We start from the raw sequence: 19,864 nt of genomic DNA on the forward strand, positions 1-19,864 counted from the left end.
TAGAAATAATCAACAATTTGTTGTCTAGTAGATTAAACGAAACGGAAGCTCAAAAACAATAAAAAGTAGAAGCAACCTTTTCTAAAAAGTTCAGTGATGAATCTTGGTTAGTGTATGCTCCTAATATGAAGATTTCTTTTGGTACAGAGACTGACTTTTAAAGTAGGGTGTATGAAAAAGACATTATGGGAGGCTATATGGGAACGGATATTTGCTTTTTTGTAGAGAAAAGACACTTCAGAGATGAATATGAAAAATTTGATGGTACATGGAGAAAAATTAAAAAGAGTAAGGCAGAATTAAATGATACTGCTACTTGGGTAAGTGCTGATAAGTGGAATGTTAACCCTGATTACTATCTGTATCCTGAAGACAAGACTGCTAAATTGAAACCAAGTGATCCTTATGAATTTTATAGTGGGGATAGAAACTATGATTTATTTAGTATTCTATCGAATACTAGGAATGATTATAATCTAAAGTTCATATCTTTGCCAAGAGGTCTTCCTGTGGATATTTCCCCTGAATTGAATGAAGTTGCATTCGAGAATAAAGATGATTTTTATGACCACAGTTGGCTATTATTGAAGGATTTGATTAATTTTAAATGGGATGAAAATTATTATTGTGATCAATTTATGGAATATAGAAATATTATGGATACATGTTCGGGCTTCATCAATGAAACAATTCCAAAATTATTGAAATTAGGGGATGTTGAAGATGTAAGGGTGATTTTCTGGTTTGGTTAGTATAGAACATTCATTTTATTTAGCTGGTTAATGATGGGGATTAGAAGATGGGGCTTCTTATAATGTGAATTCAACTGCGTCACCTGACAGAGTCAAGGGCTGCTAGAAGGTATCTCGAAAAAGGAATTTAAGTGGAAATAATTGTAATTTGAAAAAAGGAGTCTGAAACTATGAATGAGAAGTCGCAGTTACTAGAGGAGTTCAAGGAATGGATATGTTTTGTTTCTGAGATTCGTGAAATGGATTGGCAAATAAAGATTGCTGAAGATAAATGGTCAGTTCACGATATCGTAAGTCATGTATTGCTGTGGGATAAATACTTTTATGAAGCAGCCATACATCCGATATTAAACAATACGCCTTTGACATTAACACATATTGATTTTAATCAATTTAATCAGGATGCTGTTGAATATGGGAAAACAAAAACGAAGGAAGAATTAACTGAAATGACTATTCAGTACCGTAACATGATATTGCAGAGTATAGAGAGTTTGGAAGATGATAAGTTTACTAAAGAATATGCTGACGGGAAGTTTACTGTAATATCTTATTTAAAAGATTTTATCTGGCATGATCAACATCATATGAGACAGATTGATGAGCTTAAAAGAAGAGCTAAGTGAGTATGTAGGCGGGTGAATAATATGAGAGATTATTGGAACAAAAGGTTTGTTGAAGAAGGAATGATTTGGGGTTGTGAACCAAGTCAAACTGTAACGCAAGCTATAGAAGTAATTCAACAGACACACCCTACCGCTTAACTGCTGCAAGTGGCAGCCGGACTGTTAGTCCTAAAACGCTGGGACATCGTGAATACAGCATCGTTATATGTAATTGGAACCGAAGGGAATAAAAAAAATGAGAATGCAAGACAAACTAATAGTAAGTATTATAGGCTTGGGATTATTTAGTCTGACACTAGTGGTGCACATTTGTTTTAAATCAATAAGAACAATGGATGATGTAGGGATGGGTATATTATTGTCTTTGGTAAATGCCATATTTCTATTCTTTCCATTGCTATGGGGAGTATTGGGTGCGGTAGAATTCTCAAGAATAATGAGTTGGAGTGAGGAAATAAAGACAAGAGAAGTGAACGAAGAAGTTTGGGTTATGTAATTTATAGGTGGGATGAGGTGAACATATAATAAATATAGCAATGTGACGGCTATTCTTCGATTGACTGGATTCGTATAATAAAAATATACGCTGCGGCTTTGCCCTTGATATCGTGATTTCTTCTGTATTCGTATCGAAAATCGATTTTCTGTAAATATATATACATAAACATGATGAGCAAAAACATAAGGGGGGAGCTAACATGACAAATAGAGAGGAAATGAATCCTAAGGTTGATGTGTATTTAGGAAAAGTGAACAAATGGAAGGCGGAAATGGAAAAGTTGAGAGCAATTATGCTCGATTGCCAGCTTACTGAAGAACTGAAGTGGGGGAAACCATGTTACACGTTTCAGAATAGTAACATAGCTATAATACAAGGCTTTAAAGAACACTGTGCACTTATGTTTTTCAAAGGTGCTTTGTTAAAAGACCCCAATGGTATTCTAATCAAACCTGGGGAGGATACGCAGGCGGGGCGCCAGATTCGGTTCACAAATGTTGAAGAAATTGTTGAGATGGATGCCATCTTGAAAGCCTATATTATTGAAGCCATTGAAGTGGAAAAAACCGGTTTGAAGGTGGATTTTAAAAAGAATACAGAACTCATTTTTCCAGAAGAATTTCAAGCTAAATTAGATGAAAATCCTGCTTTGAAAACTGCTTTTGCTGCATTAACGCCGGGACGACAAAGAGCATACATTATGCATTTTTCTGCACCCAAACAATCTAAAACTCGGGAGTCGAGGGTTGAAAAATGTATGCAAGACATTCTCGCAGGAAAGGGATTAAATGATCGATAAACTCGATGAGAAATAAAATTGAAGGGAGATATTCATTTGGATATTTTTCCGTTGGAGATATCTGTACTATCTGTCGATGCACTTTGTGAGTACATTTCAAGGGAATATTTTTCTTATGCCTTACTTAAATGTCGGTTATTTTATAGAGGCATACATGACATATATAGAGTTAATGCAGACGAAAAAGAGTATTTCTTTAAGGTATACCGTCAAGGGATCAGAAGCATGGAAGAAATACAAGCAGAGGTAGATTTGCTCAATCACCTAAAATTATCAGACATTGAAATCACTACACCAGTTACAAGACATGATGGAAAATTTATTTCACAGTTCAACACTGCAAATGGGATAAGGTATGGAGTGCTATATACGTCTGTTGGAAAACATGAGTTTAATCAAATTGAGGAAACGGCTGAATTAAATGAGAGATTAGGTAGTTATATCGCTACAATTCATAATGCTTGGGACAAATGTGAGCTTGGAAAAAAACGATGGAATCTAGATGCTGCATCATTTATAGATAAATCTATGGATGCTGTCAGACAGTTCTCAACCATTCATGATTTTGACCTGCATTTTTTAGAGGACGTTGCAAAGAATGTGAGCGATAAACTAGAGTATTTAACTGTTGAAAGACCGCAATATGGTATATGTCACGGCGACATATATAGTGGGAATATCCGAGTTGACGCTAACAGCAATCCTATCCTTTTTGATTTTGATTTCTGTGGAAATGGATGGAGAGCATATGACATATCTATGTATGCTTTCCCATTTGGCATGGGATGTGACGAAACGAAATTAAAAAAGAGAGAAGAACGAAAATATCAATTCTTAAATGGATATAACAAGGTTAGAGCTATGAGCCAAAGTGAAGTAGATTCTATTGCCCTCTTTATTCCCTTCAGAAGAATATTTAATATTGGCACTCTATACATTTCTTATCTTCCAAATACTTGGGGAGATTCTGCTGTCATCAGAAATGTAGATGAAGATATTAAACTGCTTCAAAAGTGGTTAGAATTAAACCCTATATTTTAATAGTATGATAAGTTAATGATAACTATATTCCGAAATCAACCCAGAGATCCTTTACATAAATAAAGCAACCCCACTGCCATGAGTCTAACCGCTTAAGGCAGTGGGGTTTGTCTTTAAAACCTTTATATCCGTTAAAAACGGATTATTCCTCCCCGGTCGCCACCGGATTTTCCTCATAGCTGATCCAATCGCTCCAGCTTCCTGGATAGAGTCTCACATTACTAAATCCTGCCTCATTCAAGGCCAGAACATTCGGGCAGGCGGATACGCCTGATCCGCAATATACGATGATCTCAGCGTTCTGATCAAGGTCAGAGAAGTGCTGTTTCAACTGCTCTGCATTTTTAAATGCATCTTTTTCGTCCAAGACCTCTTTCCAGAAAAAATTCACCGCACCGGGGATATGCCCAGCTACTTGATCTATAGGTTCTTCCAGTCCCAGGTAGCGCGGCCGCTCTCTGGAGTCGATCAATATAGGTGAAAACCCGATATAGGAGCCAACAGGAACAGAAGCATCAGATATACGTTGTACTTCTTTCATACTTGTGAGCATTTGTGGCTGAACATTTGCGACAAAGGTCGAAGGAATGCGAATCGGCTGGTCTGCCGTAACGGGGAACTTCGCTTCCTTCCAAGCGCTGTAGCCTTCTTCCAGTACGTACACCTGCTCATGTCCGAGGTAGCGCAGCAGCCACCAGAAACGGGAGGCCATCATACCCCCTTGGTCATCATAAGCGACGATGCGTGAACCTGCATTGATCCCGGCACGGCTCAGACGTGCAGCAAGTGTATCTACATCAGGTAGTGGATGGCGACCACCATGCTCGCCTAGAGGAGCGGTAAGATCTTCTTCCAAATCGAAGTGAATCGCTCCTGGAATATGGTCTTTATTAAATTCGGTCTGTCCAGCCCCAGCTTGTCCGAGCAGGGAACGGCAGTCAGCAATGATTATGTCGGGTTCATACAATCGGGCCAGTAGCCAGCGTTTGGATACGATGAATTTCATAGAGGTTTCCACCTTCCTTTTTTTAACAGTAAATTTAATCCGTTGAGTATGATTTATGAAAATGGGGTAATAAGCTAAGAGCTAACCTTCAGGGGATGCTCATTGTCAGGCATTTCACTTTGGTGGACAACTTGCTTTTTAAAATCTGTTCCGTATCGGATGAAAACCCATACTCCAAACAGAATGAAAAAGCCCGCACCAAACTGCAAGGCAGACAGCCTTTCCCCGAGCAGCACCCATGCCAGCAGGGAAGAGATAACAGGCTCACCGAGTACTGCCATCGACACCGCGGTGGCGTTAATGTATTTGAGCAGCCAGTTAAACAGGTAATGTCCGAACAGCGTAGGCACTATGGCGAGCAGCAGGAACAGCCCCCATTCGCGTGGTGCATATCCAGTAAAAGGTATAGCATTGACCACATTATACAGCGCAAGCGATGTGGCTGCGATGATAAAAACCCAAAAATTATAGACAAAAGCGCTCAAATGCTCGCGTAGATGCTTGCCCATTAGCATGTGGATGGACACGGCGACCATACCCAAGAAGGACAGTGCATCTCCGAGCAGGGCCTGTCCTGAGACATGAAAATCTCCTGCGCCGATGGCCAGTGATCCGACAAAGGCCATACCCATTCCGAAAAGCATAGCGCGATTCGTGCCTGTCTGGAAAAACAAAAAAGAACCGAGCATGACAAGGATCGGTTCCAGTGTCATAATAACAGTAGAGCTTGCAACGGTAGTCAGTCGCAGCGAGCCCATCCACAGCAAGAAATGCAGCCCTAGCGCGATACCTGACCAGAGGATCAGCATCCATTGCTTGCGAGTGAGGCTGAATAGCTCGGTGCGGTATTTCCAGACCAATGGCAGCATAAGCAGATTGGTCAGGTACAGACGGTACATAGCGATGACGGACACCTCGGCTTCAGACCATCTGACGAAGATCGAGGAGAACGAAATAGCGATAATACCTATGATGTACAATAATTCAAAGGAAAACGACGGTTTGTGTGCTTGATTCATGTGGCAGCTCCATCCGTATGAAAGAAAATAAATATGTTAAAATTCCTTCTAACGGTATCTCGAAAATGAGGTTTAATATAGCTCATTATACCGTACCTGGCATCCCCATGGTATTAGGATTTTGCAAAATACTGAGAATATAATCAGCGGGAGCAAGGGGAAGGATTTTAAGTGAGATGCTGCATAGAACTTTTGCCGCACAAGCTCGTCTATTATAGTGGAGGTGGATTTTATGAAAAAACATAACACATTTTCAATCGTACTACTGACTGTCGTGGCGGTGCTAGCTCTATCAGCCTGTGGTACGAAACCGCAAACCAATAACAATACACCTTCAGGGGCAGACCAACCGCAAACGCAACAGCCGCAAGTCGCACCGAAGCCGGTTGCTGAACCGCAGGTTAAAAAAGGCACAGGCGTATACAACGGAGCTGCTGACCCACATACGGTAGAGATTGAGACCAACGGCGAAGCCCAATCCTTCCAATTAGGGGAGGGGATGGATACGGTAATAGCTGGACTTAAAGAAGGTGATCCAGTAGCGTTTGAATATAACGAACAGGCAGTAGAGGGCGACGCGACAGCGAAGCAACTGACTTTAACGAAAATACAAAAGACAGAGCCTGCAACAGATGGCAATCAAAACGGAAGTTCTGATCAGCAAGTAGGCGGGGAACGCGCGAAAACTCAAACTTTTGAGCTTACCCTTGAAGGGAAAAAGGAAAAGCAGACAGCAATCTTGGCAAAGGGAGAGGGCTATTCGCTGTATGTGTTTGATCCGATGTCCCTGTTCCCAGATCAAAACCGTGTCGCTTTGGCGGTAGATGATAACTACTACGCCGAAATTACGAAGTTGCCCTCCAACTTTAATTTAGCTGAGCTTCAAAAAGAAGGCGAGAAGGACCTGGCTTCCATTGGCAAGGTGCAAAAGCTGGGCAAAGCAGACGCGCCTAAAGCGCTGACCAGCAGCCGTCTGTTCTTGCAAGCGAACGGTTCGAAGATTACACAACAGTATATTGTTGTGGAAAATACTACAGGGGCTTTCAGCGTGAAAGTGAATATTCCACAAGGGGAGCCTGCTGAAGGTTTTGAATCCTTCATTTATACATCGCTGGAGAGCCTGCAAGCTAATAAATAATCCTGATATAAAGGCAGATGGACGCTAGCATACAATTATGAATTTAAGGCAGTCAAACGGCTGAAATTTGTTGTTTTAGGTATTAGGTTAGCGCTTCGAGGGTCTAATCTGTAATTGCGAGACCTGCACTTTTGTGCTATAAAGGATGAGAGAATAAGATCATTCCGGCTTGCGAAGTCGTATGAAGCGATGAAGGAGTTGTTAGATTTAATATGTCCATCGAAATGAATACACAAGAAGTCATCAACGTGATTAAAAACAGCAAGAAAAAGACGCCTGTTAAAGTATATGTAAAAGGGGCTTTGGCTTTCGCATCTTTTGGCGAGAACGTTCAAGCTTTTATTTCTGGAGACAGCGGTGTGGTATTTGGTGATTGGGCCGATATCAAGCCGGTACTGGATAGCGCAAACGCTAAAGAAGAAGATTATGTGGTGGAAAATGACCGCCGTAACTCCGCTGTTCCTATGCTGGATCTGAAAGGCATTAATGCACGCATTGAGCCAGGCGCCTATATCCGTGATATGGTAGGCATCGGTAACAACGCAGTCATTATGATGGGTGCAGTAATTAACATTGGCGTTACGATTGGTGAAGGCACCATGATTGATATGAATGCTGTACTTGGCGGTCGTGTTAAAGTAGGCAACATGTGCCACATCGGTGCAGGCGTTGTCCTTGCAGGTGTCATTGAGCCACCTTCCGCACAGCCCGTTATCGTAGAAGACGAAGTATTGATCGGTGCGAACTCGGTTGTACTGGAAGGCGTACGCATTGGTAAAGGTGCAGTTGTCGCAGCCGGAGCGGTTGTAACTGAAGATGTGCCTCCATACTCCGTAGTAGCGGGTACACCTGCACGTGTAATCAAACAGGTCGATGACAAGACCAAATCCAAAACTGAGATTTTGAAAGAACTGCGCGTTCTGTAAGAAGGCAAAGTTTTTTATGTACCAAAGGTGAACGATTCCTTGTCAGGAGCATGATGCACTGACAGCATAACTTAGGGACGAAGCACAACGGACAAGGCTCGGCGGCTGCGCCGGGCTTTTGTCCTTTTATTCTTTTGCCAGATAAGAGCTGATGAGCTATAAAGAGGAGGCGTAGCAGCAAAATGAGCACAGCCGATTATCGTTCTTTTGTTCAAATACGAAGGGATCTGCATCAAATTCCTGAACCAGGGTTTGAGGAATATAAAACACAACGATACTTGCTGAACTACTTGGAAACGCTCCCTCAGGAGCGGCTGGAGATTCGTACATGGCGTACGGGCGTGTTAGTATTCATTCATGGAACGGCTCCTGAGTGCCGCTATGGATATCGTTGTGATATGGATGGCTTACCGATTGAGGAAGAGACGGGTTACGATTTCCGTTCGACCCATCCTGGCTACATGCATGCTTGCGGGCACGACTTACATATGACGATTGGATTGGGAATTGTGACTCACTTTGCGAGTCATCCGATGAAGGATGATCTGGTCGTGTTGTTTCAACCTGCGGAGGAAGGACCTGGTGGAGCCTTGCCTATGCGGGACAGCACGGAGCTGGCCGACTGGATGCCGGATGAAATTGTCGCATTGCATGTTGCACCAGAATATCCTGTAGGCACAATTGCTACTCGCCCGGGTATCCTGTTTGCCAATACGTCAGAGCTTTTCATCGATCTCAAGGGTACGGGCGGACATGCTGCTTATCCACACAAGGCGAATGATATGGTAGTGGCTGCTTGCCAGCTGGTAGGGCAATTACAGACGGTGGTAGCCCGTAACGTGAACCCACTGGATGCAGCAGTCATTACCGTTGGCAAGGTTAGTGGAGGCACGAAGCAGAACATTATTGCGGAAACCGCTCGTTTGGAAGGTACAATCCGTACGCTGTCTGCCGATACGATGACGCTGGTTAAATCGCGGATTGAGGCGCTGGTGCGCGGTGTGGAAGCTGGGTTTGAATGTCAAGCGGAGATTCATTATGGCTCCAATTATTTGCAAGTGTACAATGAAGCCAAGGTGACTGAGGAATTCATGAACTGGGTCAGTAATCGGCAGGATGTGCAGCTCGTTGAATGCGGAGAAGCGATGACGGGAGAGGACTTCGGGTATTTCCTAGAGCGAATACCCGGTCTGATGTTCTGGCTTGGCGTGGATACGCCTTATGGCTTGCATCATGCCAAGCTGGAGCCTGCAGAGGAAGCCATTGAGGTAGCCATCCGCGTGCTGACAGACTATTTTACATGGAAGTCTCAAGGGTGAATGATACAGCCTGAATAATTATGTTTAATGAAGAGGATGTAATGGAATGAAGTCGAATTTTTGAAGGAGGGTGTTATGGGAGAGCAAACCATCATCCGATTTGAGCGGGTGACCAAACAATATGACAACGATCCCCCGGTGCTGGCGGATGTCAGCTTTGAGATTGAGCGTGGTAAATTTTATACACTGCTGGGTCCTTCCGGTTGTGGTAAAACGACAATTTTGCGTATGATTGCAGGTTTTGCAGAGCCGACAGAAGGCTCTATTTATTTGAATGATAAACTCATTAATCGTGTTCCGGCCAATGAGCGGCAGGTCAATACGGTTTTTCAGGATTATGCGCTATTTCCACATCTGAACGTGTTTGAAAATGTCGCATTTGGTCTGCGAATCAAAAAGATGAACAAAAAGGATATTCAGGAAAAGGTGACACAGGCGTTGTCCTTTGTCAATCTGGAAGGCTACGGTGAACGGGAAATTTCCGAGATGTCCGGGGGGCAGCGTCAGCGTGTAGCGATTGCACGGGCTATCGTCAATGAGCCTGATGTTCTCTTACTGGATGAACCTTTGTCGGCACTGGATTTAAAGCTGCGGACAGAAATGCAATATATTTTGCGTGAAATGCAGCAACGCCTAGGAATCACTTTTATATTCGTTACGCATGATCAGGAGGAAGCGCTGGCCATGTCAGACGAAATTTTTGTCATGAACAAGGGCAAGATTGAGCAGAGCGGCACGCCAAATGATATCTATGATGAGCCGATTAATCGATTTGTGGCTGACTTTATCGGCGAATCGAATATTGTTCCTGGACGTATGATCGCGGATTATCAAGTGGAATTTAACGGTCGACAATTTGAATGTGTTGACGGAGGATTGCGTCCGAACGAACCGATTGAAATTGTGATCCGGCCCGAGGATTTGGAGATTACGAGTGTTGCTGAAGGCAAGCTGCGGGTAAAGGTGGATACCCAATTGTTCCGTGGAGTTCACTATGAAATAAGCTGCTATGATGATTCAGGACAGGAATGGCTCGTGCATTCTACCAAAAAGGCGGAGCTGGGAAGTGAAATCGGTCTGAAATTTGACCCGGAAGCCATTCATGTCATGCGGTTTGGGGAGACAGAGGAAGAATTTGATCGGCGTCTGGAAGCCTATGAAGAGGTGGATCAGCATGTCCGGTAATACAAGAGCAGCATATCTGCTGCCTTACTATTTATGGATTGTGCTGTTCGTGGCGGCGCCAGTTGTCCTTGTATTTTACTATTCACTATTTGATGTGGATGGTCATCTCACATTCAGCAACTACGCTCAGTTTCTGACACCTGTTTATTTAAGCATGACGCTTAGCTCGTTTTGGTATGCATTTCTGATTACCGTATGCTCACTGCTCGTGGCGTATCCGGCGGCATATTTGCTCACTCGCACCAAGCATAAGCAGCTGTGGCTGTTGCTCATTATTTTGCCGACCTGGATTAACCTGCTGCTCAAAACGTATGCTTTTATCGGGATTTTCGGAACCTATGGTCCGGTGAATGCGGTGTTGGGAATGGTTGGACTGGGTGGTCAGCAAATATTGTTTACCAGCTCCAGCTTTGTGTTTGTATCTGTGTATATTTTTGTGCCTTTTATGATTTTGCCCATCTATAACGCGTTGGAAGGCTTGAATCCTTCACTGCTGGACGCAGCCCGTGATTTGGGAGCCTCCAAATGGACCGCGTTTCGCAGGGTTGTTTTCCCGTTAACACTTTCAGGTGTCCGGTCCGGTTGTATGGCTGTGTTTATTCCGGCGTTGTCGCTGTTTATGATTACCCGTCTGATTGCCGGTAACCGTGTAATTACGCTGGGGACGGCGATAGAACAGCATTTTCTCGTTACTCAGGACTGGGGAATGGGCTCTACAGTTGCTGTGTTCCTGATTTTGGCGATGGCGATCATTATGCTGCTCACCTCGCGAACGAAACGGAGGGTGCGGCATGGTAAATAAAAACCGATTCGGGAATATTTATTTGGTGATTGTTTTCCTCGTGCTGTATGCACCTATTTTGTATTTGATGTATTATTCCTTCAATAGTGGCGGCACCATGCATGAGTTTGAAGGCTTCACACTTCAATATTACAAAGAGGTGTTCGCAGACACCCGTTTGATCATTATTGTCATTAACACTTTGGTGATTGCTTTGCTGTCGTCTGCATTGGCTACGATAATTGGGATCATGGGTGCGCTGGCTATTCATCAGATGCAGAACCGTCGAGTCAAAAATACGCTGCTGTCGCTCAACAATGTACTAATCGTGAACCCGGACGTTATTATTGGCGCTTCCTTCCTCATTTTGTTCACGATGGTTGGGATTAAGCTGGGATTTTACTCTGTTTTGTTATCCCATATTGCGTTTAGTGTGCCGATTGCGGTCATTATGATTTTGCCGCGGCTTCAGGAAATGAGTCCATCTCTGGTCGATGCCGCGCGTGATTTGGGTGCCAGCCGGCTGGATGTGCTAACCAAGGTGATTTTGCCCTTTATCAAGCCAGGAATTTATGCAGGCTTTTTTATGGCGTTAACGTACTCGCTGGATGACTTTGCGGTGACCTTTTTTGTGACCGGCAGTGGCTATTCGACCTTATCGGTGGAAATATACTCACGTGCCCGTCAAGGGGTTTCCTTGTCCATCAATGCGCTGTCCACGCTCATATTCCTGTTTACTGTGCTGCTGGTGGTGGGCTACTACTTTATCATGCGCAAGGCGAATCGTAATGGTAAAAAAGAGCCTGCGGCGGAAATGGGGGTGCCTAGATGAAGTCGCTTGTGCGCGTGTTTCTGTCCATTTTCATTATCTCGTTTGGCCTGATGGGCGTGGCAGCCTGGCTGAACTCCAGTCAAGGCTACTCCGGTGGTAATACACTGACGGTGTACAACTGGGGAGACTATATTGATCCTGAGCTGCTGGAACGGTTTCAGAAGGAGACGGGCATTACTGTCATTTATCAGACATTTGATTCCAATGAGGCGATGCTGACGAAAATCGAGCAGGGGGGAACTTCGTTTGATGTAGCGGTTCCCTCGGAATACGCTTTGGCTAAAATGAAGCAGGAGCATCTGCTGCTCCCGTTGGATCATAGCAAGCTGCCGAATTTGAAGCATGTAGACGCTCATTATCTAAACCTTTCGTTTGATCCGAATAACCAATATTCGGTTCCGTATTTTTGGGGTACAGTTGGGATTGTATTTAACCCGGAGCTGACGAAAGGCATTGATTTTCATAGCTGGGATGGCCTATGGGACCCGAAGCTGCGTAATAACCTGTTGCTGGTGGATGGAGCTAGGGAGATTATGGGCATGTCGCTGAACAGTCTTCACTATTCCTTGAATGATACGAACCAGGCGCATTTGCAGCAAGCTTTGACGAAGCTGGAGAAGCTAGCACCCAATGTCAAGGCAGTGGTTGGCGACGAGATTAAAATGCTGCTGGCTAACGAGGAAGCTGCTGCCGGGGTTGTATGGTCTGGTGATGCGTCCGAAATCATGGACCAGAATGATAAGCTGGATTACATCGTGCCAGATGAAGGGTCCAACCTGTGGTTTGATAATATAGTTATTCCAAAAACGGCTACCCATGTGGACGCGGCTCATAAATTTATCAATTTTATGATGCAGCCCGATGTAGCCGCTCAAAATGCTGAATTTGTAGGTTACTCCACGCCAAACAAGGATGCAAAGAAATTGCTGCCTAAAGATATTTCTGGCGATGAGCGGTTCTATCCTCCATCTGAAATTACAGATAAGCTGGAAGTATACAACAATCTGGGTAAGCGAATGCTCGCTCACTATAATGAATTGTTCCTGCAATTCAAAATGCATTTAAAATAGGAGAGTGGCGTGCTGACTACGGGGTGGTGCTTTAGAGGCCGCTGCGGAGGCGGATGGTGCTTACCATCGCTGTTAAATTCCGATTTTTATAATTGAGTATTAAAAGGTGAAAATCAGAATTTAAAGGCGACCGCTTACGCTTGTCCAGCACCATTCCGCCCCCTCCGCTGCGACGTGCTTAAAGCAACGTACCTGTTAATCCCACGCCGACGGTGAGGGAGTAGTGAGAGCAAATAGGCCCTTGAACCACCCGTGTAGGGGATTCAAGGGCCTATTTTGTTTACTCACTGCGCGAAGCGGTAAGTATAGTTTTTTTCCCCGGCTATTGTCCGAAGAAAATAAAGTGTCAGACTGGTGAGAGAAAATGAACATTCTTAATGCGGTGCCACTGAGGGTAAATGAATAACTGTGTTGATATTAAAGCTGGATAGATTACTATACGAAATATAAAGGTCAAATAGCCGGGTTCATTGAAAGGCAGCGACACTCCCACTCAAACGAGTAAGGGTGTACTACTGCCGTTTCTTTTTCAGATTCGTTTTTAGTTTCCTGGGATTATAGTTGCAAACTTATATAATCAATCTAAGTGAAGCACGGCTTTGCCCGAGAATTTCCGTTCCATAAGATTACGGGCAACGGTATCAATTTCGGTCCAAGGCGCCTCCACTTGGATTCGTGGGATTAACCGCTCATCTGTGACCAGCCGGGCCAGCAAACTCAGATCGTCCGCGGCTGATTGACGAGTGAGTTCCTCACCTAAAAAGAAGCTGTACAAGGTTCTTCCTCCGCTGGTCACCATATTCTTCATATCGATCATTGCGGTATTTGAAGAGGTAAATCCTACCGCAACGCAAATCCCTTGGGGTGCTAGCTGCGGCAGCAACGCCGCCAGTGCATTGCCGCCTACTGAATCGATGATCAGATCGTACGGCCCAAATTTGCTGGCTGATGAAATTGCGGAATATCCAATGATCACTTCGTCTGATCCCACCTCCCGGACAAGCTCAGCCTTCTCTTCCGTGCTTGCCGTACCTACAACGTATGCGCCGGATTGGACTGCAAGCTGATGGGCGAATAGCCCAACTCCGCCGCTAGAGCCTGTAATGAAAATTCGTTTGCCAAGCAGCATGCCGCCTTTTCGAAGTGCATAAAGAGCCGTGAGCCCAGCTACGGGGAGGGTAGCCGCCATAGTAAAAGTGAGCTTGTCTGGGATTTCGGCCAACAACGATACGGGAGCAGCCACTTGTTCGCTCCAGGCTCCCATCGGGAGCAAACCGACAACCCTGGCCCCTTTTTGCGGTCCTGCGCCGTTCTCTGCCGGCTCGATGACAATCCCAGCGAGATCCCAGCCAGGACGGCTAGATATTTCCTGATTTTTAGCGTCACTCACTTCACCGCGGTTGAGTGAGACGGCCTTCACTTGCACAAGCGCTTCCCATGGCTTAGGCTGTGGGGCGCCAACTTCCTTGAAGGCCAAATGAGACGGGGCATGCGGATCAACAACAATAGTACGAATCATATCGGTTTTCCTCCATGTTGGTTATGGTCATTAGATGACCTTCATTTCAATGAGGAGTATACTTTAAATGAAGGTTCGGCCCAAGTGCAGAACTACACTTCATAAGAGAAGGGAAGAGAAGATGGATATAGATACGGAGAATTCCAGACATAGAATCGTAATAGGAGAAATTGAAGCCTTGCGGATAAAACGCCAGCAAAAGCTTGTCGATCGACCTCAACCGTTCTTGAAACGATTTACTCAACAAGAGCTGAATGACGAGGCTTTTCCTTCGTATAAAAATCTGCTGGTTGGACGTACCCGCCGCATACCGACCCGCCAGACGATAATAAATATTGCAGAATATCTTGAGTGTACATCCGACGAGCGTAACGATTTGCTTTTAGCAGCCGGTTTTCTTCCAATTCAGACCGAATTGTATGGACGGTCGTTGGAGCGTGCATTAGAGTGGGCTCAGCAAACGATGAGGAGTATTCCTTTTCCCGCCATGGTCGTAACACATACTCAGGACATCAAGGGATTAAATGAGCCTTTTCATCAATTGTTCGAAATCCCTCTCGACCGTTCATATGGCGGTTTAATGAATAGGGTCGATTTACATTTTAATTCTGGTTTTCCTATCCGGTCCCGCTCCACGTTTGACAAGACGTCGTTTAAGCAGTGGGAGGAGCACATCATAAACGGAATACAAGCCTTTAAGAGTGAGCACATACTCTCGCGTTATGATGCGTGGTATCAAAAATTGATGGATAGAGTTCAGAAATATAACGCGTGCGAATATCTGAGTGTGCCGGATGTAGGGGGAAATGTTGATCAAATACAAACAATTCTAGCCAGAATGGAAAGCTCCGGAGACCTTATTCCCGTACGCTACAGACAAATTTCGATTTCTGCAGGTGGCCGCCTATATCCGCAAATTGAGGTTTTCCTGCCGGTAGATTCTGCCGCGCGCACAGTTTTCGAGAACCTGGGATGTCCAGCTGATTGTGCATTTGTCTAATCCGACACTTACAAGAGGATGGAATCGAAAAAGTTATTGGTAGCTGATACAGCTATTCCACACACCTTGTAGGATTGAGGGACTTTAAGGCGGGCAGTGAGGGAAGCAGGCCATTTTAATCTGGAGAAGCGGCAGTGTTCGCTTTTGCGGTGGGATTCTTACCTATAAGTGTTTTATCCATTCAGGAATCCCACCGCAACGGGGATCGGAAGATCAAATGGACTGCGTAGCGCCTCTAACCACCTTAACTCCCTACAACCCTCTAACAAACCTCTCTATTTTATCCAACCCTTGCTCCAGAAGATCCTGTCCGTAGGCGTAAGATAAGCGAATGTAGCCTTCGCCGTAGGAAGAAAAGGCATCTCCCGGCACGACGGCTACTCCTTGCTCTTCCAGCAGCTTTAAGGTGAAGTCCATTGAGCTTAATCCAAAGTGGGCGATGGAAGGGAAAAGATAAAAGGCTCCTTCGGGCTTCTCCAGTGGAATTCCCATATCAGTCAGTCTTCCGTGTACATAGTCGCGACGTCGGCGGTACTCATCGCGCATCGGAAGCGCATCATCTACCCCAGCGGTCAGGGCTTCCAGTGCTGCATATTGGCTAATTGAGCTAGCACAGGTCACGTTGTATTGATGTACTTTGACCATGTGCTGTGTAATTTCAGCAGGTGCAAGTGTAAAACCAATGCGCCATCCTGTCATGGAATGTGATTTGGATAGACCGTTAATGACGATGGTGCGCTCCCGCATACCTGGAAGAGTCGCAATAGATACGTGCGGTGTATCATAAATCAGTTCGCTGTATATTTCATCCGAAATGATAAACAGGTCGCGTTCCTTGAGCAAATCTGCGACTGCTTCCAGTTCTTCGCGGCTCATTACTCGTCCGGTCGGATTTGAAGGATATCCGAGAATGACTGCTTTTGTCCGCTTGGTCAGGTACGGCTCCAGTACCTCGGCCGTTAGCTTGAAGCCGCTGTTGCGGGTGTCAGCCAATACTGGAATGCCACCTGACAAACGGATTAATGGCTCATACCCTGGATAGATTGGCACAGGTAGAATAACTTCGTCTCCAGGTGACAAAATCGTACGTAAAGTAATATCCAGCGCTTCACTGGCTCCGTTCGTCACGATAACCTCATCCTGTCCACGGTAATTCAGACCGTATTTGCGGGCTACAAAAGCTGCTGCTGCTTCTCGTAATTCCGGTAGTCCCGGATTAGGTGTATAAGAGGTCCGGCCTTCGTTAATAGCCCGATGGGCAGCCTCCATAATATGTGCAGGGGTGGGGAAATCCGGCTGTCCAATCGTTAATGACAGAGTTCCGGGTAATGCGGCAACTTTGTTGGCGATTTTACGGATTCCGCTGATTTGAATGTTTTTAACCTGATCGTTTAGCAAATGCTCCATAGTGTGTAATGCCACCTTTTTCTGTATTAGAACAAGTTTACAATAATATGATCTGATTATGCTACGGCAAGAAGAATTCATTTTACATAATTCAGGTACTAAATGGGCTAATTTGTGGTATCTTAAATATAGGATATGTTTGTAAGCGTAATCATAAAAAATTGGGGAAGGGAGTAACTTTTATATTCAAAAGTTAAATGATCGAGTGAATCAGGATGAAAAAAACATCTGAAGCCATTTTGATGTACTAGTCTAGTCATAGTGTAAAGCTAGAAGAAAAGGTAAAGGTTGAGCTGGAGTTGGGTAAAGGAATACACGGAAAGAAAGAATGCAAGCAAATCAAATGATTAGACGGCCACAGAAACATGCTGATGTCAGATTGATTGACTTTTCGAGATAGTTAAGTTACCTTTTGTGGAGGAGAAGTATGATAAAATAAAACAAATAAAATGAAGAGGTGAAATGTCGTGGGAGTAACAGCTAAACAAATTTTTGTGAATTTACCAGTTAAAAACCTGCAACACTCCATTGATTTTTTCACTGCTATCGGATTTGAATTCAACGTTCAGTTCACTGATGAGCATGCAACCTGTATGGTTGTTAGTGAGCATATTTTTGTCATGCTGTTGGTTGAAGAACGTTTTAAAGCGTTCACTTCGAAGGAAATTTCTGATGCCACGAAAAGCACGGAAGCGATTGTTGCTCTATCGGTGGAAAGCCGAGAAAAGGTGGACGAGATCGTTCGTAAAGCTTTGGAAGCAGGCGGCAAACCCTCCAACGAGCCACAAGATCATGGTTTTATGTATGGTTGGAGCTTTCAGGATTTGGATGGTCATCTATGGGAGTTCTTTTATATGGCAGAGCAGTAATAGAAGTAAGGGTGATGAAGCAAACGAAGTATCATGGAAAGTAATCTATCCTTAAAAGATAGTTTACTTTCTTTATTGCATGTTATCGAGCATATCGGGAGGAACTGCAATGTCTAATGAAATAGGAGTCTACCCTGTTCAAGTACTCAGCGAAGCACTGTCAGATTCACTAAGTCGGCTGCTGATCGATGTGGTTGCTGACGGTGCATCTATAGGTTTCTTACCGCCACTGGGATACCAGGAAGCAGCAGCTTATTGGAACAGTGTGCTTGAGGACGGTGTAGTTCTGTGGATTGCCGAGAAGGACGGAGTACCTGTTGGGACAGTTCAGCTTCATTTGGCACAAAAAGCTAACGCGCTCCATCGTGCGGAAATTGCAAAGCTTATGGTACATCCGTCTGGGCGCAGGCATGGGATCGCGCGACAGTTAATGAAGACAGCGGAAGAAGAGGCGGTGCAGCAGAAAAGAACGTTATTGGTGCTAGATACGCGGGTAGGAGATCCTTCTAATGGGCTATACGAATCGATCGGCTTTGTGGAAGCTGGTGTTATTCCGAACTACGCTCAATCAGCTGATGGTCAGCTGCACGCCACTCGATATTATTATAAGCCATTAAATCCATATTCCGGTCATAGCTGAGCATTTGCCGAATAACCGTGGTATATACGGGTAATCATAACTTGTCATAGGATTACATAACCTTTTTCCGCGTTTATTCGACTGGTAAAGCACGGGAATCGGAACGTATAATAAAGAAGAGATCAGAAAAGGTCTCTTGATGTCATTTGACTGTACTGAATTGAAGAACGTAGCAAACACAGCGGAGGAATCAAAGAATATGAGGCTGGAGCATGATTTTTTAGGAACCAAGGAAGTGCCGTCAGATGCCTATTACGGTGTACAAACTTTAAGGGCAAAAGAAAATTTTCCAATTACAGGCCAACGACTACATCCTGAGTTGATTAAGGCCATGGCGATCGTGAAAAAGGGAGCAGCGACGGTAAACATGGAACTAACCCGTTTACATCGTCCCAAAGCAGAGGCCATTATTCAGGCTGCTGATGAGATTATTCAAGGACAACTGCATGATCATTTCATCGTCGATCCGATTCAGGGCGGCGCAGGCACGTCCATTAATATGAATACAAATGAAGTAATTGCGAACCGGGCGTTGGAACTGATCGGCAAGCAACGAGGAGACTATCAGGAGATCAGTCCTAATAATCATGTTAATATGGCGCAATCGACGAACGATGCTTTCCCTACGGCCGTACACTTGGCTGTATTAAGCATGATTGATAAGCTGTTAGCCACCATGAGTGAGCTTCAGGAGGCATTTTCCCGCAAGGCCAATGAGTTTGATAGTGTGATCAAAATGGGTAGAACCCACTTGCAGGATGCAGTGCCGATCCGATTAGGGCAGGAGTTTCAGGCTTATGCTCGTGTGCTGGGCCGTGATATCGGACGCGTCCGTGCAACCAAAGATCACCTGCTAACCATTAATATGGGTGCAACTGCAGTGGGTACCGGCCTGAACGCAGACCGTCGTTATATTCAGCGTGTCGCTGAGGTACTGGCTGAGGTTAGTGGCTTTCCTGTGGAAGCAGACGAAAACCTCGTAGATGCTACACAAAATACGGATGCCTATACAGAGGTGTCTGCGGCCTTGAAAATTTGTATGATGAATATGTCTAAGGTGGCCAATGACATCCGCTTGATGGCTTCTGGACCTCGTGCTGGTCTGGGAGAACTGAGTCTGCCTGCTCGTCAGCCAGGATCATCTATTATGCCGGGCAAGGTGAATCCAGTAATGTGTGAAGTCATTAATCAAATTGCCTTTCAGGTCATTGGTAATGATCATACAATCTGTTTGGCTTCAGAGGCGGGCCAACTGGAACTGAATGTGATGGAGCCTGTACTTGTCTACAATTTGCTGCAATCGCTGGAAATTATGAAGCAGGGCTTCCACGTTTTCCGTGTGCACTGTGTGGAAGGAATTGAAGCAAATGTGGAGCGGTGCCGTGAATATGTGGAGAACAGTGTAGGTATTATTACAGCACTCAATCCGCACCTCG

20 protein-coding genes are annotated in these 19,864 nt (G+C 44.7%); 16 read left to right on the forward strand and 4 right to left on the reverse strand.

What is annotated here, in order from left to right; translation table 11 throughout:
- The first annotated feature begins 197 nt into the window (after positions 1 to 197).
- The 5 genes from ABEW32_RS10995 to ABEW32_RS11015 all read left to right on the forward strand — a co-directional run bounded on the left by ABEW32_RS10995 (position 198) and on the right by ABEW32_RS11015 (position 3,717).
- On the forward strand, positions 198 to 752 hold the full coding sequence (locus tag ABEW32_RS10995) for a hypothetical protein (RefSeq protein WP_430187569.1): 555 nt from the start codon (positions 198 to 200) through the stop codon (positions 750 to 752).
- A 170-nt stretch (positions 753 to 922) separates the two neighbouring features.
- Complete coding sequence (locus ABEW32_RS11000) at positions 923 to 1,378, forward strand: DinB family protein (RefSeq protein WP_430187572.1); 456 nt, start codon at positions 923 to 925, stop codon at positions 1,376 to 1,378.
- Between the two features lie 235 nt (positions 1,379 to 1,613).
- Positions 1,614 to 1,874: a hypothetical protein gene (locus tag ABEW32_RS11005; protein WP_430187574.1), complete on the forward strand. Its 261-nt coding sequence runs from the start codon at positions 1,614 to 1,616 to the stop codon at positions 1,872 to 1,874.
- Between the two features lie 202 nt (positions 1,875 to 2,076).
- Positions 2,077 to 2,676 carry a YdeI/OmpD-associated family protein gene (locus tag ABEW32_RS11010; protein ID WP_430187576.1) on the forward strand — a complete coding sequence of 200 codons (600 nt, stop codon included), beginning with the start codon at positions 2,077 to 2,079 and terminating at the stop codon, positions 2,674 to 2,676.
- 36 nt (positions 2,677 to 2,712) lie between these two features.
- Positions 2,713 to 3,717, forward strand: coding sequence for a phosphotransferase enzyme family protein (locus tag ABEW32_RS11015; RefSeq protein WP_430187578.1), 1,005 nt, complete (start codon positions 2,713 to 2,715; stop codon positions 3,715 to 3,717).
- A 142-nt stretch (positions 3,718 to 3,859) separates the two neighbouring features.
- Here the strand turns inward: ABEW32_RS11015 and ABEW32_RS11020 are convergent, their stop codons facing one another.
- Together ABEW32_RS11020 and ABEW32_RS11025 are read right to left on the reverse strand one after the other, a co-directional pair.
- Complete coding sequence (locus ABEW32_RS11020) at positions 3,860 to 4,723, reverse strand: sulfurtransferase (RefSeq protein ID WP_430187581.1); 864 nt, start codon at positions 4,721 to 4,723, stop codon at positions 3,860 to 3,862.
- A 74-nt stretch (positions 4,724 to 4,797) separates the two neighbouring features.
- Entirely contained in the window at positions 4,798 to 5,742 is a 945-nt protein-coding gene (locus tag ABEW32_RS11025; protein ID WP_430187583.1) for a DMT family transporter, read from the reverse strand.
- Between the two features lie 232 nt (positions 5,743 to 5,974).
- On the opposite strand from ABEW32_RS11025, the gene ABEW32_RS11030 reads away from it, so the two are divergent.
- The 7 genes from ABEW32_RS11030 (at position 5,975) to ABEW32_RS11060 (ending at position 12,993) form a co-directional block, all read left to right on the forward strand.
- Positions 5,975 to 6,880 carry a hypothetical protein gene (locus ABEW32_RS11030; RefSeq protein WP_430187586.1) on the forward strand — a complete coding sequence of 302 codons (906 nt, stop codon included), beginning with the start codon at positions 5,975 to 5,977 and terminating at the stop codon, positions 6,878 to 6,880.
- A 212-nt stretch (positions 6,881 to 7,092) separates the two neighbouring features.
- Positions 7,093 to 7,806, forward strand: coding sequence for a 2,3,4,5-tetrahydropyridine-2,6-dicarboxylate N-acetyltransferase (dapD, locus tag ABEW32_RS11035; RefSeq protein WP_430187589.1), 714 nt, complete (start codon positions 7,093 to 7,095; stop codon positions 7,804 to 7,806).
- Positions 7,807 to 7,988: 182 nt separating this feature from the next.
- The gene (locus ABEW32_RS11040; RefSeq protein WP_430187592.1) at positions 7,989 to 9,125 is read left to right on the forward strand and encodes an N-acetyldiaminopimelate deacetylase; all 1,137 of its coding nucleotides are present in this window, start codon (positions 7,989 to 7,991) and stop codon (positions 9,123 to 9,125) included.
- A gap of 75 nt (positions 9,126 to 9,200) precedes the next feature.
- Positions 9,201 to 10,310, forward strand: a complete 1,110-nt coding sequence (locus ABEW32_RS11045) for an ABC transporter ATP-binding protein (RefSeq protein WP_016821693.1) — start codon at positions 9,201 to 9,203, stop codon at positions 10,308 to 10,310.
- The gene (locus ABEW32_RS11050) at positions 10,300 to 11,112 is read left to right on the forward strand and encodes an ABC transporter permease (RefSeq protein WP_430187594.1); all 813 of its coding nucleotides are present in this window, start codon (positions 10,300 to 10,302) and stop codon (positions 11,110 to 11,112) included. Before ABEW32_RS11045 ends, ABEW32_RS11050 begins: the two co-directional genes overlap by 11 nt.
- Positions 11,102 to 11,923, forward strand: a complete 822-nt coding sequence (locus tag ABEW32_RS11055) for an ABC transporter permease (protein WP_013372269.1) — start codon at positions 11,102 to 11,104, stop codon at positions 11,921 to 11,923. The genes ABEW32_RS11050 and ABEW32_RS11055 overlap by 11 nt, the downstream gene beginning before the upstream one ends.
- Complete coding sequence (locus ABEW32_RS11060; RefSeq protein WP_430187597.1) at positions 11,920 to 12,993, forward strand: ABC transporter substrate-binding protein; 1,074 nt, start codon at positions 11,920 to 11,922, stop codon at positions 12,991 to 12,993. Before ABEW32_RS11055 ends, ABEW32_RS11060 begins: the two co-directional genes overlap by 4 nt.
- 577 nt (positions 12,994 to 13,570) lie before the next feature.
- On the opposite strand, the gene ABEW32_RS11065 is transcribed toward ABEW32_RS11060, so the two are convergent.
- The gene (locus ABEW32_RS11065; protein ID WP_430187599.1) at positions 13,571 to 14,512 is read right to left on the reverse strand and encodes a zinc-binding dehydrogenase; all 942 of its coding nucleotides are present in this window, start codon (positions 14,510 to 14,512) and stop codon (positions 13,571 to 13,573) included.
- A gap of 121 nt (positions 14,513 to 14,633) precedes the next feature.
- Between ABEW32_RS11065 and ABEW32_RS11070 the strand changes: the two genes are divergently transcribed.
- On the forward strand, positions 14,634 to 15,512 hold the full coding sequence (locus tag ABEW32_RS11070; protein WP_430187601.1) for a hypothetical protein: 879 nt from the start codon (positions 14,634 to 14,636) through the stop codon (positions 15,510 to 15,512).
- A 252-nt stretch (positions 15,513 to 15,764) separates the two neighbouring features.
- Here the strand turns inward: ABEW32_RS11070 and ABEW32_RS11075 are convergent, their stop codons facing one another.
- Complete coding sequence (locus ABEW32_RS11075; protein WP_430187603.1) at positions 15,765 to 16,919, reverse strand: aminotransferase A; 1,155 nt, start codon at positions 16,917 to 16,919, stop codon at positions 15,765 to 15,767.
- Positions 16,920 to 17,386: 467 nt separating this feature from the next.
- On the opposite strand from ABEW32_RS11075, the gene ABEW32_RS11080 reads away from it, so the two are divergent.
- From ABEW32_RS11080 to ABEW32_RS11090, 3 genes are all read left to right on the forward strand, one after another.
- Positions 17,387 to 17,788 (forward strand): VOC family protein, encoded by a 402-nt coding sequence (locus ABEW32_RS11080; RefSeq protein ID WP_430187606.1) that lies wholly within the window; start codon positions 17,387 to 17,389, stop codon positions 17,786 to 17,788.
- 109 nt (positions 17,789 to 17,897) lie between these two features.
- Positions 17,898 to 18,428, forward strand: coding sequence for a GNAT family N-acetyltransferase (locus ABEW32_RS11085; protein WP_430187609.1), 531 nt, complete (start codon positions 17,898 to 17,900; stop codon positions 18,426 to 18,428).
- 199 nt (positions 18,429 to 18,627) lie between these two features.
- Positions 18,628 to 19,864: aspartate ammonia-lyase (locus tag ABEW32_RS11090; RefSeq protein ID WP_430187611.1), on the forward strand; the 1,237-nt coding region annotated here is incomplete at its 3' end.

Source organism: Paenibacillus jamilae (assembly GCF_050482105.1).
Taxonomy (GTDB): Bacteria; Bacillota; Bacilli; order Paenibacillales; family Paenibacillaceae; genus Paenibacillus; species Paenibacillus jamilae_B.